A 17,673-nucleotide genomic window follows, 5' to 3' on the forward strand; every position below is an offset into this window, starting at 1 on the left:
TTAACAAAAGCCACTATTATTTCTTAATTTAGCATAAACTTAAGAAATCGATGTAGATGGATATCAACTTCAATAAAAACGAAGATTATAACAAACTTTTAGTTTCTGATTTAAAAAGACGTTTTGCCAAAGTAAAATTAGGTGGTGGACAAAAAAGAATAGACAAACATCATCAAAAAGGAAAAATGACAGCTCGTGAAAGAGTTGATTATCTCTTAGATACTAATGCAAAATCTATAGAAATAGCAGCTTTTGCTGGTGATGAAATGTATGCAGAACATGGTGGCTGTCCTTCTGGAGGTGTAGTTGTAAAAATGGGCTACATTAAAGGCAAACAATGTATTGTTGTGGCTAATGATGCAACTGTAAAAGCTGGAGCTTGGTTTCCAATAACAGGAAAAAAGAATTTACGAGCACAAGAAATATCCATAGAAAATAAAATTCCGATAATTTATTTGGTAGATTCTGCAGGTGTTTATTTGCCAATGCAAGATGAAATTTTTCCAGATAAAGAACATTTTGGTCGTATTTTTAGAAATAATGCCATAATGAGCAGTATGGGTATTACTCAAATTTCTGCTGTTATGGGTAGCTGTGTTGCAGGTGGTGCTTATTTACCAATTATGAGCGACGAAGCTTTAATTGTAGATAAAACTGCAAGTATCTTTTTAGCAGGTAGCTATTTGGTAAAAGCTGCAATTGGCGAAAGCATAGATAACGAAACTTTAGGAGGCGCAACAACACATTGCGAAATATCTGGTGTTACAGATTATAAAGCAAAAGATGATAAAGATGCTTTAGATAAAATAAAATTTATTGTTGATAAAATTGGTGATTATGATAAAGCTGGTTTTAGTAAAACAGAAGCTTTTCTGCCAAAAGAAAACGAAGACGATATTTTCGGAATTTTACCAAAAGAAAGAAATGCGCAATATGACATGTTAGAAATCATTAAGCGTTTAGTAGATAATTCTGAATTTGAACAATATAAAGAAGGCTATGGAAAAACCATAATAACAGGTTATGCCAGAATTGATGGTTGGGCTGTTGGTATTGTTGCCAATCAACGTAAATTAGTAAAAACTAAAAAAGGAGAAATGCAATTTGGTGGTGTTATTTATAACGATTCTGCTGATAAATCTACACGTTTTATTGCCAATTGCAATCAGAAAAAAATACCTTTAGTTTTCTTACAAGATGTTACTGGTTTTATGGTAGGTTCTAAATCAGAACATGGAGGCATTATAAAAGATGGTGCAAAAATGGTAAATGCAGTTAGTAATTCTGTAGTTCCAAAATTTACTATAGTTATTGGTAATTCTTATGGAGCAGGAAATTATGCAATGTGTGGTAAAGCTTACGACCCAAGGTTAATTGTAGCTTGGCCAAGTGCAGAATTGGCTGTAATGAGTGGTAATTCTGCTGCAAAAGTTTTGTTGCAAATAGAAACAGCTTCCTTAAAAAAACGCGGCGAAGAAATTACACCAGAAAAAGAAGCTGAATTATTTGATAAAATAAAATCACGCTATGACAAGCAGATTTCACCTTATTATGCTGCAGCAAGAATCTGGACAGATGCAGTAATCAATCCTTTAGAAACCAGAACTTGGATTTCTATGGGTATAGAAGCTGCAAACCATGCTCCTATTGAAAAACAGTTTAACATGGGAGTGTTACAAGTTTAATAAAAAACAGGATTATTTTTAATCCATATTTAATGATTAATATCATAAATCGCACTTGGTATAACTATTATTTTTGTATTCTAACAAATTTTCATAAAACATGAGTAAAGCTATATATATTGCCACAATAGAATCTGATAGTGGTAAATCTTTAATTTCTTTAGGTCTTTTAAGAATGATGTTAACCAAATCTTCTAAAGTTGGTTATTTTAGACCTATAATAAATGAAGTAAAAGACAGTAAGTATGATGACCATACAAATACTGCTATTAATTTTTTTAATTTAGATATCGATTATGATGACTGCTATGCTTACAAACAAAGTGAAGTTGTAGAGTTATTAAGTGAAGGTAAATCTGATGATGTAATTCACAATGTCATCAAAAAATATAAAAAATTAGAAGCCAAATACGATTATGTATTAGTAGAAGGTACAGATTTTTCTGGTGAGGGTGGTTTTACTGAATTAGATGTTAATTTAATGATTGCCAAAAACTTAAATGCACCTGCATTAATTGTTGGTGCAGGAAATGGTAAAAAGAAGAAAGATTTTATAAATACAATGCAACTTACCTACAATTCTTTTATTACTAAAGAAGTAGATGTAATTGGTATTGTAGCTAATAAAATAGAGGTTGATGAAGTAGATTATATAAAAAATGAACTTCAAAAAAGTTTTCCTAAAAACCTACAAATAGACATTATTCCTAAAGTTGATTTCTTAACATTTCCAACTGTAAAAGAAGTAGTTCAGGCTTTAAATGGTCGTGTTTTATTTGGCGAGCAGTTTTTAGATAATGCTATTGGTAGTTACAGTACTGGTGCAATGCAACTTCGTAATTATTTAACACGTATTAAAGAAAATGCTTTAGTAGTAACTCCTGGAGATAGAGCAGATATTATTTTAGGTGCTTTACAAGCAAATGCTTCTAGTAATTATCCAAAAATTGCTGGTATTATTTTAACAGGTACATTAACTCCTGAAGAATCTATACTTAAATTAATAGAAGGTGTACAATCTACTGTGCCAATTATTTTAGCTGATGGTGGAACTTTTAAAATCACCAATAAAATTGGTTCTGTTAAATCTAAAATTTATGCAACACACGAAAAAAAGATTTTATTGTCTTTAGATACTTTTGATAAATATGTAAATGCAGAAGGTTTAACGAATAAATTAACGTCTCATAAATCAGACAAATTAACACCAAGTATGTTTCAATATAATTTATTGCAAAAAGCAAGAATTAAAAAGAAACATATTGTTTTACCAGAAGGTGATGATGAAAGAATTATTAAAGCTGCAGCTCGTTTACAATTATTAGATATTGTAGACTTAACTTTATTGGGAGATAGAAATACAATTCAGCTAAAATGTGATCAAATAGGTTTACAAATTGATTTAGATAGTATTAATATCTTAAATCCTGAAGACTCTATTCATAATGATGATTTTGGTAAAACTTTATACGAAGCTCGTAAACATAAAGGAATGACTGAAACTACTGCAAATGATTTAACCAGAGATGTTTCTTATTATGGAACCTTAATGATTATGAATGGTTTAGCAGATGGAATGGTTTCTGGAGCTGTACACACTACAATGCACACTATAAAACCTTCTTTACAACTAATAAAAACTAAACCAGGTGTATCTGTAGTTTCATCAGTGTTTTTTATGTGTTTATCAGATAGAGTTTCTGTAATGGGAGACTGTGCTGTAAATCCCAACCCAAATGCAGAACAATTAGCAGAAATTGCAATATCTTCTGCTCAATCTGCTGAAGCTTTTGGTATAGAAGCCAAAGTAGCTATGCTATCCTATTCATCAGGTAGTTCCGGAAAAGGTGAGGAAGTAGAAAAAGTTAGAAAAGCAACAGAAATCGTAAAAGAAAAAAATCCTAATTTAAAAATTGAAGGACCTATACAATATGATGCAGCTGTAGATATGTCTGTGGCAAAAACTAAAATGCCAAATTCTAAAGTAGCTGGCCAAGCATCAGTATTAATTTTTCCAGATTTAAATACTGGTAACAATACTTACAAAGCCATTCAAAGAGAAACAGGAGCATTAGCTATTGGACCAATGTTACAAGGTTTAAATAAACCTGTTAACGATTTAAGTAGAGGTTGTACAGTAGATGATATTTTTAATACAGTTTTATTAACCGCAATTCAAGCAGAACAAGAATAATTATGAATATTTTAGTTTTAAACGCAGGGTCTTCTTCATTAAAATATCAGGTAATAGAAATGCCTCAAGAAAACGTTAAATGTGTAGGTTTAGTAGAAAGAATTGGTATGCAAGATGCTATTTTTACACACGAAAAAGGTGGTAAAAAATCTACTGAAACGTTACCAATTTTAAATCATGAAATAGGTTTACAAAAAGTTGCCAAAGCATTATTAGATATTAATGTTGGTGTTATTAATACTGTTGATGAAATTGAAGCTGTTGGCCATAGAGTTGTTCATGGAGGAAACAAATTCAGTAAAACAACAATTGTAAACCAAGAAGTTAAAGATAATATTCGCGATTTATTTGATTTAGCTCCTTTGCATAATCCTGCAAATTTAACTGGTATAGAAATTGCAGAAACAATTTTTACATCTGCAAAACAAATTGCAATTTTTGATACTGCTTTTCATCAAACAATGCCTAAAGAAGCCTATCAATATGCAATAAAAAATAAATTTTTAGACGAACATTATATTAGAGCTTATGGTTTTCATGGCACAAGCCATAAATATGTATCAGAAAAAGCAATTGAGTTTTTAGGTGCTGAAAAATCAAAAAAAATTATTACAATTCATTTAGGTAATGGCTGTAGTATGGCTGCAGTAAAAGATGGTAAATGTGTAGACACTTCTATGGGGTTTGCACCTTCTAATGGTTTAGTTATGGGTACACGTTCTGGAGATATAGACCATTCTGTAATTTTCTTTTTAATTAAAAAGCTTAACAAAACTGCTGAGGAAGTATCTAATTTATTAAATAAAAATTCTGGTATGCAAGGGCTTACTGGTTTTTCTGATTTAAGAGAAATTTCTGAAAAAGCAGAAAATGGTAACCAAGATTGCCAAAATGCATTAAACCTAGCTGCTTATAGAATTAAAAAATTTATTGGTACTTATAGTGCTGTTTTAAATGGTTTAGATGCAATTATTTTTACTGCTGGTATTGGAGAAAATTCGGCATTAATGAGAAAATTGTCTTGTGAAAATTTAGATGGCTTAGGTATTGATTTAAATATTGATAAAAATAATGTTCGCTCTAAAGAAATTAGAGAAATTCAAACAGAAACATCAAAAGTAAAAATATTAGTAATACCTACTAATGAAGAGATAGAAATAGCTAAACAATCTTACGACTTAATAAAATAAAAAATAAAGGTATTTCTGAAGATAAAAATTTTCAGAAATACCTTATTAAGTTGGAGAACTAATTATTTTTTTACAATTCTTTTTGTAACAATATTTCCCTCTTCTGTTTCTAGTTTCATCAAATAAACACCATTAACTAAATTTTCAATATTAATTTTATTTATATTGGTACTTAATACTTTTTTACCAAGAACATTGTATAATTCTATTTTCTTGATTGTAAAACTATTATCTTTTATAGTTAATAAAGAAGTTGCTGGGTTTGGATAAACCTCAAAATCTACCAATGTTATATCTTTTGTATTTGCTGTATTTTCATTATAATTATAAGTTATTTTACTATCATCTGAGCTTTCACTTAAAATTTTATTTATAAAATGATGCTTTACATCAAAATATATTTTTGTACCAATTTTATCTTTAAAAGGATGAGTAATATCACTCATATTAACATTTAAATCATACTGATAAGTTAAAGGCTTAAAATTATTCATTGTAGATGATTGATCTCTATAACCTCCCTCTTGTGTAGCAATATTATTATTAGAATCATAAGTATAATCATAGAACTCTTCTAGAGTATAAATATCATTATCTTTATTATAATACTCTTCTTTAATTAACCTATTACTAGCATCATAAGTAAATACTTCTTTGCCACTTTCTACCCAAGATGAATTTATGTAATCTTCTTCAGTTGTTGTAACTAAGTTATTACCTTGATATATATATTTAATTCTTTCAGATCCATCTTCTTCTAAATACCAATTTACTCCATCCCAACCATAACCTATATAATAATCTATGTTAGTACCATTATAAAATATTTCTGCTTTATAATTATTAACCCAAACATTATTTTCTTTCTCTGAACTAATGTATGTTGTTAAAAGATTATCTGCATTATAAGTATACTCACCTTTATACTCATTATTATAATTTTCTTCTATAAGTCTACCAAAAGTATTATAAGAATAAGTTGTCGTTTCTTCTAACTCTAAAACATCATCTGAATTATAGTCAGCAAAGTATTTTTCTTGAATTAAATCTCCATTTGTATTATAACTATAATCTGTCTTAGAAGAAATATACCAACTAGAACCTGAAAAATATTCTTCTGTTACAGAAGTTAATATTTGCCCAAAAGAACTCTGTATGGTACAAAATAAAAATAATAAAGTAATTTTTTTCATAATTTATTTAATTAATTGTGAATAGTAAACTTAAAACAAATTAATAATTAAATAAATACCTACATGTAGGTATTTATTATTATAAATACGTCTTTAAAATAATTGTAAAAAAACATTGTAATCTTTACATTTGTAGGCATTTTAAAAAAAATCAACAGAAATGGGTAGAGCATTTGAGTTCAGGAAAGCAAGAAAAATGAAACGTTGGTCAGCAATGGCAAAAACTTTTACCAGAATTGGTAAAGACATTGTAATGGCAGTAAAAGAAGGTGGTCCTAACCCAGATTCAAATTCTAGATTAAGAGCAGTTATACAAAATGCAAAGGCTGCTAATATGCCTAAAGATAATGTTGCTAGAGCCATAAAAAAAGCAACAGATAAAGATACTGCTAACTATAAAGAAGTTTTATTTGAAGGTTATGCACCTCATGGTGTTGCTATTCTTTTAGAAACTGCTACAGATAATAATAATAGAACAGTTGCTAATGTTAGAGCTGCCTTTAATAAATGTGATGGAAATTTAGGTACTTCTGGTTCTGTAGTTTTTATGTTTGACCATACTTGTAACTTTACTGTAAAAAAGGAAGACATTACTATTGATATGGAAGAATTAGAGTTAGAATTAATTGATTTTGAAGTTGAAGAAGTTTTTGATGATGAAGAAGGAATTATAGTTTATGCTCCTTTTGAGCAATTTGGCTCTTTACAATCTTACTTTGAAGATAACAATATAGAAATTCTATCTTCTGGTTTTGAAAGAATACCAACTACAACTGTTAAGCTAAATGAAGACCAAAAAGCAGATGTTGAAAAATTGTTAGAAAAATTAGAAGAAGATGATGATGTAAATTCTGTTTACCATTCTATGGAAGAATAAAAATTATATTTTTTATATTAAAAAAAAGCAAAAGTCGTGATTTTAACAATCACGACTTTTTTTTAATCTAATGTAAAATATCCCCCAATATTTAATACATTAATAATAAATATTAATGCTACAAATATAACATAGTTTTTTAAATATGTTAAAATTTAGGCACAACTAACCTACTACATAGGTCTTATTTTAACTATTAAACTACTATATTTGTGCCTCTAAGCCTATTTTATCTTAAAAAATGAAGAATCTTTACAAAATAGAAACTATTTTATTTTTTTTATTATTTATTAATATCAACTCAATTTTTAGTCAAGATATTCTAATAAAAAATGAAGAAACCTGGCATTATTACGATCAAGGTTATTTAAATAATGATTGGTATAAAGATTTAGATTTCTCTGATTGGAAATCTGGTATTTCTCCAATTGGTTATGGAGATAAAAAAAATAGCACTACAATTTATGCAGAAGAAGATAGAGAAAACCGAAAAATAACAAAATATTTTGCAAAGAAAATTTTTATAAAAAACCTTCATTTAGCTTATGAATTTAAATTATTAAGAGATGATGGTGCTGTTGTTTATATTAATGGTAAAGAATTGTTTAGAGATAATATGCCTAACTCTACAATAAGCAACAAAACATTTGCTATCAGTACAGTTAAAGAGAAAAATGAACATAAATATTTTCAACACTACTTTGATAATAATGTTTTTAAAGAAGGTGAAAATACCATAGCCATTTCTATACATCAATCTTATGTAACATCTAGCGATTGTATTTTTAGTTTAGAATTGATAGGCCATAACAATTCAGATGTATTGTCTTTTGTAGTAGAAAATAAGAATAAAACAAACCAAGAGTTAGCTAATAAACTTGAACTTTTAAATTTAAAATTCGAAAATGAAAAAACTCTCATTAAAAAAGAAAGCTTAGAAAACATAAAATTTAGTTTACAAATTTTAGTTTTTATTCTTAGTACTTTACTAATTTTATCTTTAGTAGGTTATTATTTTATTTTACAAAATTATAAAAAGAAAATTATTGAAATTAAACAAGTATTAAAAGATTTAAAATCTGAAAATTTAGATAAAGAAAAAGAAATGATTTCTTTATCTACAAACCTACTACATCACAAACAATATTTTAAAGAAATAAAAGCAGATGTTAAAGGAATTAAAACTGAAGATAATAATCTAATAAAAAGTATAAATAATCAAATTGATTATGTTTTAGAGAATGATGAAGATTGGAAAGTTTTAAAACAACACTTTAATGCTGTACATGAAAAGTTTTTTGATAAATTAATTTCAAAATATCCTTCTATTACAGAAACAGAATTAAGACATTGTATGTTTATTAAACTACACTTACAAACTAAAGAGATTGCAAGAATTTTATCTATAGATCCAAGATCTGTACAAACTGCAAGATATAGAATTAAAAAGAAAATGGAATTAGATGAAGAAGTAGACTTAAGAGACTATTTGTTAAACATCTAAATTTCTGATAAAAGATAAAATAAAAAAAATCCCAAACAAATAAAGTTGGGATTTTTTTCATGAGTAATCTTAATAATTAAAACTTATTATCACCATCTAAAATATCTCCTATACCACCTAAAATAGAACCTTCTCCTCTACTACCATTTCCTGTTTTTGGTGCCATAGCTAAAACTCTACCAGCTAACCTACTAAAAGGTAATGATTGAATATAAACAGTACCTGGCCCAGTTAAATTTGCAAAAAACAAACCTTCACCTCCAAAAACGGTATTTTTAATTCCGCCTACAAACTCAATATCATAATTTACACTTTGCGTAAAACCAACTATACAACCAGTATCTACTTTTAAAACTTCGCCAGGTTGTAAAACTTTTTTTGCCATAGTTCCTCCTGCATGAATAAATCCTAAACCATCACCTTCCATTTTTTGCATGATAAAACCTTCGCCTCCAAATAATCCTCTACCTAATTTTTTAGAAAACTCAATTCCTATAGAAACTCCTTTTGCAGCGCACAAAAAAGCATCTTTTTGGCATATAAATTTACCACCAAACTCATTCAAATCAATAGGAATAATTTTTCCTGGATAAGGAGATGCAAACGATATTTGTTTTTTTCCTACACCATCATTCGTAAAAACAGTCATAAATAAACTTTCTCCTGTTAAAATTCGTTTACCAGCAGAAAATATTTTCCCTAAAATTCCTTTATCTTGATTAGATCCATCACCTAAAATAGTGTTCATTTTAATATGATTATCCATCATCATAAAAGTACCAGCTTCTGCAACAACACCTTCTTGAGGGTCTAATTCTATTTCTACAAACTGCATTTCTTCACCGAAAATTTTATAATCAATTTCGTGAGCATTCATATTATTATTTTGCGAATTATTTGGTAATCTATCTTGGAACATATGATTTAAGTTTTATTATTAGAATGATAAACTAAACTTTTGTTACAAAAAAAAGCATCATTTCTCAAATTTAAGAAATTTAGCCTCAATAAAAAGTTTTTCAGAATCTCTAGAAGTTATTCTATCAGAAAATTCTTTTAGAATGTTAGTAGAAAACTTAGTTACCAAAACTGCATCTGAACCAGCTTCTTTACCTTAATTAATAATTAAATCAGACACCTCTCTGTTATCGTGATTATCATATATTGGTTCTGTATTAAAAGTTAACAAACCCATAATCTTATATTTTCTTACTATTTGGTCTGCATCATAATAAACAGAAACATTTGTTGTTGGTGTGTAATTATTGCCTATATAATTTAAAGTTGGGGCACATTTAATAAAAAGAAAAGTAATAGTAAATAAAAAAAATGATTGTTTTTTTAGTTTCATATTAGTATGGTTTTGAAACCCTTAACTTAAAAATCTATATCATACTACAAATTTTAAAATGAATTTTACATTTAATTTATTATGTTAACATTATAATCTATAATAAACATAGATTTAAATTTAACAGTCAATTTTAAAGTTTTCTTAACTTATCACTTTTAACAAAAGAATTACTTTTGGTATAAATTTAAACAACAAATATGAAATATTTAACTCCAGAAATCGAAGCGTTATCAAAAGAATTTGAAATCACTAAATCTTTAGCAAGAACAAATGTGTCTTGTGGAATTTTTCAAGATTGTGATTATAATGAACAAAGACCTCAATTATATCAAAAGCAAAGTTAAGCTTCGCTTTTTACTTTTATACTCCAATTAAATTGGAATTTAGATACTTCAACTCCATCTGAATTCTTACCTATAGAAGTTAAAACAATCAACTGCCCCTCACCTGTTTCTATAGATTTTTGAATAGCTTCTCTAATCTCATTACCTCCTGAGCATGTAAACGTAATTCTACCAGTAGCTTTTTTATAAAAATCTGCTTCTTGGTGCGTAACCAACATCGAAACTTTTCTTTTAGAATTGTAAATAGCTTTCATTACTAAAATACCTGTTGGCATTTCTGCAGCCATACCTTGTGCAGCCCAAAACATACTTTTAAACGGATTTTGATTCATCCATCTATGTTTTATAGTAACAACCACTTCAGAATCTGTAATTGACTTTACTCTTACACCTCCAAAAAATGCTAAAGGCAGTTTTATTAGGTTAAAAAAATTGACTTTTGCAGGCGTAAACTTCATTTATAGTTTGTTAAAATTGATAATAAGTATTTTTTTTATCTTTTTCTAAAATCGATTAGCAATATAGTTAATTTATAATAAAACTCAATCATATCAAACGTTTTCAGAAATAATCAACACTAATAATTACAAATTTAATATGTTAAAAAAATGTTAATTATAGTACTATGTATTGCATAATACCTTTTTTAAGATATATATTTGCATAAGAAAGTATTATATATTTTATAAAATGAAAAAAAATAACGAAAACACTAACGCATTTTTAATTCATATATCTGCATTTGCAGGTTTAATGTTTCCTTTTGGCAATATTATAACACCATTAATTGCTTGGCAAACCTTAAAAGACAGAAGTGTTTTTTTAGATGAACAAGGTAAAGAAGCTGTAAACTTTAATATAAGCTATACACTTTATGTATTTCTAATTTCTATATTGTTTATTCCTTTTGCATTTGGTTCTATTTTTAATAATCATCGTCGTCATTTTAATTGGAATAACATCAACTTAAATTTTGATTTCGATTCACATAATCTATTTGGTTTTTTAGGTTTTGGTTCTCTTGCAGGTTTAGTATATATCATAGGCATTGCTTTGGTAATTATAGCATCTATAAAAGCTAGAGAAGGCGAAAATTACAAATACCCATTAACAATTAAATTTATTAAATAATTACAGTTATTTAATGACAAGAATTGAAACAATAATAATTAACAAAAAACACTCGACAACATTTTCTTATAATAATAAGATTTAGAACGAGTAAATAAATCACAATATATGAAGATTGAAAACACAAAAGCGCAAATGCGAAAAGGTGTTTTAGAGTTCTGCATTTTATCTATCCTAAAAAATGGTGATGCTTATACTTCTGAAATACTTTCTACGCTAAAAAGTGCAGAAATGATTGTGGTTGAAGGAACTATCTATCCACTATTAACTCGTTTAAAAAACGCAGGGTTATTAACTTATAGATGGGAAGAATCAACTTCTGGACCACCAAGAAAATATTACGTTTTAACCGAAAACGGAGGCATGTTTTTGAAAGAGTTAAGCAAAACATGGAATAATTTAGTAAACGCAGTACACCAAGTAACTAGTAAAAAATCGACTACCAATGAATAAGACAATAAATATAAATTTAGGCGGATTTTTCTTCCATATAGATGAAATTGCCTATCAGAAATTACGAAGATATCTAGAATCGATTTCTAGATCTTTAAGTGATGATCCGCAAGGAAAAAACGAAATTATTGCTGATATTGAGGCTAGAATTAGTGAGCTATTATCAGAAAAAATAACAGATGCAAGACAGGTTGTAAATGAAGGTGATATAGATGATATCATTAAAATTATGGGCCAACCAGAAGATTATGCAGATGCTGAACAAGAATATAGCGATTCTAGTTATTCTTACAGAAGAAATAGCGCTTCTGGTAAAAAATTATTTAGAGATGGTGATGATAAATTTCTTGGAGGTGTTGCCTCTGGTGTTGCTCATTATTTTAATATTGATACCATTTGGATTCGTTTAGGTTTATTGGCATTATTCTTTGGTGCTGGTTTTGGAGTGTTACTTTATATTATCCTTTGGATTTTGTTACCTGAAGCAAAAACTACTTCAGAAAAATTACAAATGGAAGGCGAACCTGTAAATATTGATAATATTGAGAAAAAGATTCGTGAAGAATTTAGCAATGTATCAGACAAAGTAAGTGTGGTAGCCAAAGAAGCATCAGAAAAAATAAAAGATGGTGCTAATGAGTTTTCTGATAAAATGAGTAAAACTTTTTCGGGAAAGACAAAAAAAAATAACGGAGCAAGCGATTTTTTAGATACAATTGGTAAAATTATTTTAGCCATTTTTAAGGTTATAGGTAAGTTTATTGGTATCTTAATTATCTTTATTTCTGCTGCTGTTATTTTATCTCTAATTGTTGGAGGGTTTTCTTTAGGAAGTTTAGAATGGTTAAATGTTGATGCTAATTTACAGTATCCACCATTTTTCTACGATTCTGTAATACCAACTTGGGCACTTACTTTATGTAGTTTTCTATTGATTGGTATACCATTTTTACTATTATTTATTTTAGGGTTAAGAATCTTATCTACTAACGTAAAAAAGTTAAGCAAACCAACATCTTTAACACTTTCTGGTATTTGGATTGTTAGTTTATTAATTATCATATTTACGGGTATTGAATTTGGTACATCTCATTCAATTAATGGGCAATCATCAGAAAAAAAGAGCTTAAATATTGTTGAGAATGATACTTTAAACCTAAAAATTATAAATGATGATGAAATTTATTATAGACATAATTTAAGATCTAACACTTATAGAGAAGAAGTGTATGTTGATAACCAACAGATGGTTTATAGCAACAATGTAAATGTTGATGTTAAAAAGAGTAATTCTGATGAAAGCTATATGATCATCTTAAAAAAATCTCAAGGTAAAAATAAAGGTAATGCCAGTCATAATGCAAAAAGAGTGAGCTATAAATATAAAATTGAAAACAACACAATAATTTTAGATGCTTACTATTTGTCTTCATTTAAAAATATTTGGAAAGATGAAGAAATAGAAATTACCATTTATTTACCTAAAAATGTAAGTATTTATTTTGATAATTCTACCAAGAATTTTTTAGATAACGTAAAAAATGAAGGAGATATTAGAGATAAAGATATGGCTAACCAACATTTTATTATGACAGATAGAACATTAAAATGTACTGATTGTGAAATTGAAGTTGAAGTTGAAGAGAATACAGAATCTGAGTTAAAAGAAACTTTTTAAAACAATTCATCATAAAATAACAACAACTGAGTAACCTTTGTTTCTTTTTAAGCGTCTAATAAAAGACCTTTATCAAGTAAACTTAAAACAAACACCATGAAAACATCAACCAAATCATTATTAGCAATCGTATTTTTAACAACATTATTAAGTTCTTGTAACGTTAATATGTTTAATAGAATTAACGGAAATAGAAATGTAGTAACAGAAGACAGAAGCCTAAAAGAAGATTTCACTAAAATAAAAGTAAGCACTGGCTTAGATTTATATCTTTCTCAAGGTAAATCAACAGAAATTACTGTAGAAGCAGATGAAAATTTACAAGACATTATTATTACAGAAATTAATGATGGTGTTTTAAAAATTTATTCAGAAAAAAATATTTGGAAAGCAAAAGCAAGAAAAGTATATGTTACTGTAGAAACTTTAGAAGGAGTTACTGCAACAAGTGGTTCTGATGTGTATACTAAAGAAACTTTAAAAGTAAACAACATTTCTGTTAGCGCAACAAGTGGTGCAGATATTAGAATGACTTTAGATGCAAATTCAGTTTCTAGTAGTGCAACAAGTGGTTCTGATATAGAAATATCTGGAATTACAAACCAACATTCTGCAAGTGCTACAAGTGGTGCTTCTATTGATGCTTACGATTTAGAAAGTAAAAACGTAACTGTAAAAGTTACTAGTGGTGCAGATATTAATGTTTATGCATCAGAAAGTATAGATGCTAAAGCTACAAGTGGAGGAGATATTGACTTTAAAGGAAGCCCAAAACAAGTAAATAAAAAATCGTCTTCTGGTGGAAGCATTTCTGCCAAATAATTACAGAATTATCAATCAACCAAAGATTTCTTGAGGCTGGAAACAGCCTTGAGATTTCAATTAAAAACAAGCTATGTACTCTTTTATAGACTCTTTTAAAGAATCTTTTATCATAAAAATATTTATTGCTATACTCCTATTTTTACATAGCTTTTTCACTACTGCTCAAGTACACGAAATTCCTGAATATAAAATTGCAAATGTTAAGTTATACAATGATATTGTAAAAATGGATAGTATTTATTTTACAGCTTACAATAACTGTGATTTAAAAACTCAAGCTGCTATTTATAATGAAAATATTGAATTCTTTCATGACAAAGGCGGTTTATTATCAGACAAAAATCAACTTTTAAAATCTCTAGAAGATAATATCTGTAATAAAGTAACCAGAACTTTAATTAAAGGCAGTGTAGAAGTTTATCCTATACATAATTATGGTGCTATTGAAATTGGTTATCATAAATTCTTTAATAAAGAAGAACCGAATGCAAAATCGGTTCCCAGTAAATTTATTGTTACTTGGAAAAAAGAAAACGAAAATTGGACAATTACTAAAGTAATTAGTCTTCATTAAAATATTTAAAAAACTGCCATTAGAATAGCTAACTCTAATAACAGTACTAATACTTGGTTTTATTAGTTTACTTGGTAAGTCGTCGTTTTGTAAAAAACGACGCTTACTTTTTTATACTGAATTTGTTTTACATCTTACCTTTACATTATTTGTATTAAAAGATAGATAAACAATTCATAATCAATAAACTTAAAAACATTTTACAAAACCTTAACTTGTCTTTCTTATCAAAAAAAACTAAATTAGCTTACAAAAAATTTAGTAATCGTTATGAATAGAAAAGAATTTTTAGAAAAAACTTCATTAGCTAGTGCTTCATTATTATTACTAAATAGTTGCGATTTTAAATCCACTAAAAATAATACAATACCAAAAATTAAAACAGCAGTAAACATTAAATCACCAAAAGTAGATGAAGATATTTTCTCATATATCAATAGTGAAAAAGGTGAATTTAACATCACTTTATACAGACAAATTTTAGGATCTGCAAACGCTTACAAAGAAGGTGATGAAACCATAAAAGTAGCTGCTTTAAATGAAAATTCTCGCAAAAACGCAAGACAGCTTTTAGCCAATACAAAGATTAAAGACCTAGTTCAGAATTCGGTTTTTACTGATGAACTTCAAGAACTCATTCAAAAAACAACATTTCAAGAAATTGAACTTTTTAATTGGTCCATGCAAGAATTAAAAGCGTTTTGTTTGCAAAAACCTGAATCAGAAATTAAAAAAATATTACCTAATTTATCCAGTGATGTTATTGCATGTTTGGTAAAATTAATGAGTAATGAAGAACTGATTGTAATCAGTCAAAAAATATTTAACCCACTACCAAACAGCAAAATAGGTAGTAAAGGTTATATGGGTGCACGAGTACAACCCAATTCTCCAACAGACAATACAGATGATATTGCTTGGCAAGTTTTTAATGCGTGGTCTTATGCTGTAGGTGATGTTGTTTTAGGTACAAATCCTGTATCTAGTGAACCTGAATCTGTGGCTAAAATTGAAAAAACACTCTTAGATATCATCCAAACTTTTGAATTGGAAGATACAATCCCCAATTGTGTTTTGTCTCATGTAGATATTCAAGCACAAGTGGAACAAGAAAATCCTGATACTACTGGTATTTGGTTTCAAAGTATTGCTGGCACAGTAAATGCCAACAATACTTTTGATGTTACCATTGAAAAAATGTTAGAATATGCAGCTCTAAGAGATGGACAATATGGTTTTTATGCAGAAACTGGCCAAGGTGCAGATTTAACCAATGGACATAGTGAAGGTTTTGATATGGTGATGCACGAATCAAGAAAATATGGTTTTTTAAGAGCCTTAAAGCAAAAGATTAATGAGGTAAAAGGTGGCAACGAATCTTGGGTGCATGTTAATGATGTTGCTGGTTTTATTGGACCTGAAGTATTCAAATCTAAAGAACAATTGGTACGTTGTTGTTTAGAAGATACAGTTATGGGTAAATTGCATGGATTAACTATTGGTTTAGACATCTGTTCTACCTTGCATATGAATGTAAATTTAGAAGATTTAGATTGGTGTATTGAACAAGTAATGCCTGCAAACCCTGCTTATTTAATGGCTTTACCAACCAAAAACGACCCAATGTTAAGCTATTTAACCACAGCTTTTAGCAATCATGTAAAAATTAGAGAACAGTTTGGTTATAAAGTGAATGATGCAATGTGGAATTTCTTCAAAAAAATAAAAATTATTGATAAAAAAGGAAAGCCTACCAAACATTTTGGAGATCCTAATTGGGTATTTTATCAATATAAAAAGGCTAAAAAAGACAAACGTTCTAAAACTGAAATTTATAAAGAAGGAGAAACCATACTTTCACAAATAGAAAAAAGAGGTGTTTCTATTGCCAAAGGTTATGGAGAAAATATTTGGGATTTAGATGCTAATTTAAACAAAGAAGTACATCGTTTGTATAATGATGCAAAAGTAAGTTTATGGACGGAAATTAATCCGAATTTTAAAAATAGTATTCCATCTGCAATAGCAATTTCAACCCAATCTAAAGACAGAAAAGATTATGTGTATCATCCAGAATCTGGAGAAATTTTAGGTGATGATGCTACAAAAATGGTTCAAAACATTAGAGCTTCTTGGAATGGTAAAACTCCTGATATACAAATTATTATTTCTGATGGTTTAAACGCAAGAGCTTTAATGGATGATGGACATTTACATCCTTTTTTAAATGAATTAAACAAACAATTAAAAACAAGTAATTACACCATTAGCAATAGCTCAATTTTTATAAATAACGGACGTGTAAGGGCTGGTTATGCATGTGGAGAACTTTTATTTGGCGAAAAAACCAACTACCCAAAAAGTCATGGCATCATTCACATAATTGGTGAAAGACCTGGTTCTGGACATCATAATTTTTCTGCTTATTTAAGTGTAACCAAATCCACAACTTGGTATCATAAAGGTGTTGTAGATCATAACATTTCTAGAGTTGTTTCTGGTATTTCAGATACAGCATTACACCCCAAAGATGCTGCGCTAACCACCTCAAAAATTCTAAGTGAGTTATTTTTAAATACTACTGATGAGAAGTTGATTTCTTAAAATAAAGGTTGTTTTTTTGACGAAATCATAATTATTGTAATAATCTATAAATTAAGGACTTATAATT

At 28.2% G+C, this 17,673-nt stretch carries 16 protein-coding genes; 12 read left to right on the forward strand and 4 right to left on the reverse strand.

The window, feature by feature from the left end; translation table 11 throughout:
• Positions 1 to 56 precede the first annotated feature (56 nt).
• The 3 genes from ACJJVK_RS15085 to ACJJVK_RS15095 all read left to right on the forward strand — a co-directional run bounded on the left by ACJJVK_RS15085 (position 57) and on the right by ACJJVK_RS15095 (position 5,069).
• Complete coding sequence (locus tag ACJJVK_RS15085; protein WP_405567479.1) at positions 57 to 1,685, forward strand: acyl-CoA carboxylase subunit beta; 1,629 nt, start codon at positions 57 to 59, stop codon at positions 1,683 to 1,685.
• A gap of 100 nt (positions 1,686 to 1,785) precedes the next feature.
• Entirely contained in the window at positions 1,786 to 3,879 is a 2,094-nt protein-coding gene (gene pta, locus ACJJVK_RS15090) for a phosphate acetyltransferase (RefSeq protein ID WP_405567482.1), read from the forward strand.
• A 2-nt stretch (positions 3,880 to 3,881) separates the two neighbouring features.
• Complete coding sequence (locus ACJJVK_RS15095) at positions 3,882 to 5,069, forward strand: acetate/propionate family kinase (RefSeq protein ID WP_405567485.1); 1,188 nt, start codon at positions 3,882 to 3,884, stop codon at positions 5,067 to 5,069.
• A gap of 62 nt (positions 5,070 to 5,131) precedes the next feature.
• Here the strand turns inward: ACJJVK_RS15095 and ACJJVK_RS15100 are convergent, their stop codons facing one another.
• The gene (locus ACJJVK_RS15100) at positions 5,132 to 6,262 is read right to left on the reverse strand and encodes a T9SS type A sorting domain-containing protein (RefSeq protein WP_405567488.1); all 1,131 of its coding nucleotides are present in this window, start codon (positions 6,260 to 6,262) and stop codon (positions 5,132 to 5,134) included.
• A 160-nt stretch (positions 6,263 to 6,422) separates the two neighbouring features.
• Here ACJJVK_RS15100 and ACJJVK_RS15105 point away from each other — a divergent pair, with 160 nt between their 5' ends.
• The gene (locus tag ACJJVK_RS15105) at positions 6,423 to 7,139 is read left to right on the forward strand and encodes a YebC/PmpR family DNA-binding transcriptional regulator (protein WP_215994728.1); all 717 of its coding nucleotides are present in this window, start codon (positions 6,423 to 6,425) and stop codon (positions 7,137 to 7,139) included.
• A gap of 241 nt (positions 7,140 to 7,380) precedes the next feature.
• Positions 7,381 to 8,643: a hypothetical protein gene (locus tag ACJJVK_RS15110; protein ID WP_215994729.1), complete on the forward strand. Its 1,263-nt coding sequence runs from the start codon at positions 7,381 to 7,383 to the stop codon at positions 8,641 to 8,643.
• Positions 8,644 to 8,719: 76 nt separating this feature from the next.
• On the opposite strand, the gene ACJJVK_RS15115 is transcribed toward ACJJVK_RS15110, so the two are convergent.
• Positions 8,720 to 9,520, reverse strand: a complete 801-nt coding sequence (locus ACJJVK_RS15115) for a TIGR00266 family protein (RefSeq protein WP_405568390.1) — start codon at positions 9,518 to 9,520, stop codon at positions 8,720 to 8,722.
• 237 nt (positions 9,521 to 9,757) lie between these two features.
• Positions 9,758 to 9,994, reverse strand: coding sequence for a hypothetical protein (locus ACJJVK_RS15120; RefSeq protein ID WP_405567491.1), 237 nt, complete (start codon positions 9,992 to 9,994; stop codon positions 9,758 to 9,760).
• Between the two features lie 200 nt (positions 9,995 to 10,194).
• Between ACJJVK_RS15120 and ACJJVK_RS15125 the strand changes: the two genes are divergently transcribed.
• Positions 10,195 to 10,341 (forward strand): hypothetical protein, encoded by a 147-nt coding sequence (locus ACJJVK_RS15125; RefSeq protein WP_215994731.1) that lies wholly within the window; start codon positions 10,195 to 10,197, stop codon positions 10,339 to 10,341.
• On the opposite strand, the gene ACJJVK_RS15130 is transcribed toward ACJJVK_RS15125, so the two are convergent.
• Entirely contained in the window at positions 10,338 to 10,799 is a 462-nt protein-coding gene (locus ACJJVK_RS15130; protein WP_215994732.1) for a DUF4442 domain-containing protein, read from the reverse strand. The two genes, ACJJVK_RS15125 and ACJJVK_RS15130, sit on opposite strands and share 4 nt — an antisense overlap.
• Before the next feature lie 232 nt (positions 10,800 to 11,031).
• Between ACJJVK_RS15130 and ACJJVK_RS15135 the strand changes: the two genes are divergently transcribed.
• The 6 genes from ACJJVK_RS15135 to eutB all read left to right on the forward strand — a co-directional run bounded on the left by ACJJVK_RS15135 (position 11,032) and on the right by eutB (position 17,606).
• The gene (locus ACJJVK_RS15135; RefSeq protein WP_215994733.1) at positions 11,032 to 11,472 is read left to right on the forward strand and encodes a DUF4870 domain-containing protein; all 441 of its coding nucleotides are present in this window, start codon (positions 11,032 to 11,034) and stop codon (positions 11,470 to 11,472) included.
• 108 nt (positions 11,473 to 11,580) lie between these two features.
• Entirely contained in the window at positions 11,581 to 11,925 is a 345-nt protein-coding gene (locus ACJJVK_RS15140; RefSeq protein WP_068358205.1) for a PadR family transcriptional regulator, read from the forward strand.
• Positions 11,918 to 13,603, forward strand: a complete 1,686-nt coding sequence (locus tag ACJJVK_RS15145) for a PspC domain-containing protein (protein ID WP_405567495.1) — start codon at positions 11,918 to 11,920, stop codon at positions 13,601 to 13,603. The genes ACJJVK_RS15140 and ACJJVK_RS15145 overlap by 8 nt, the downstream gene beginning before the upstream one ends.
• Positions 13,604 to 13,699: 96 nt before the next feature.
• Positions 13,700 to 14,425 carry a head GIN domain-containing protein gene (locus ACJJVK_RS15150; protein WP_405567498.1) on the forward strand — a complete coding sequence of 242 codons (726 nt, stop codon included), beginning with the start codon at positions 13,700 to 13,702 and terminating at the stop codon, positions 14,423 to 14,425.
• Between the two features lie 73 nt (positions 14,426 to 14,498).
• Entirely contained in the window at positions 14,499 to 15,002 is a 504-nt protein-coding gene (locus ACJJVK_RS15155; RefSeq protein ID WP_405567501.1) for a nuclear transport factor 2 family protein, read from the forward strand.
• Positions 15,003 to 15,272: 270 nt separating this feature from the next.
• Positions 15,273 to 17,606 carry an ethanolamine ammonia-lyase subunit EutB gene (gene eutB, locus ACJJVK_RS15160; protein WP_405567503.1) on the forward strand — a complete coding sequence of 778 codons (2,334 nt, stop codon included), beginning with the start codon at positions 15,273 to 15,275 and terminating at the stop codon, positions 17,604 to 17,606.
• The last annotated feature ends 67 nt before the right edge of the window (positions 17,607 to 17,673 follow it).

It is taken from the genome of Polaribacter sp. Asnod6-C07 (assembly GCF_045063625.1).
Classification (GTDB): domain Bacteria; phylum Bacteroidota; class Bacteroidia; order Flavobacteriales; family Flavobacteriaceae; genus Polaribacter; species Polaribacter vadi_A.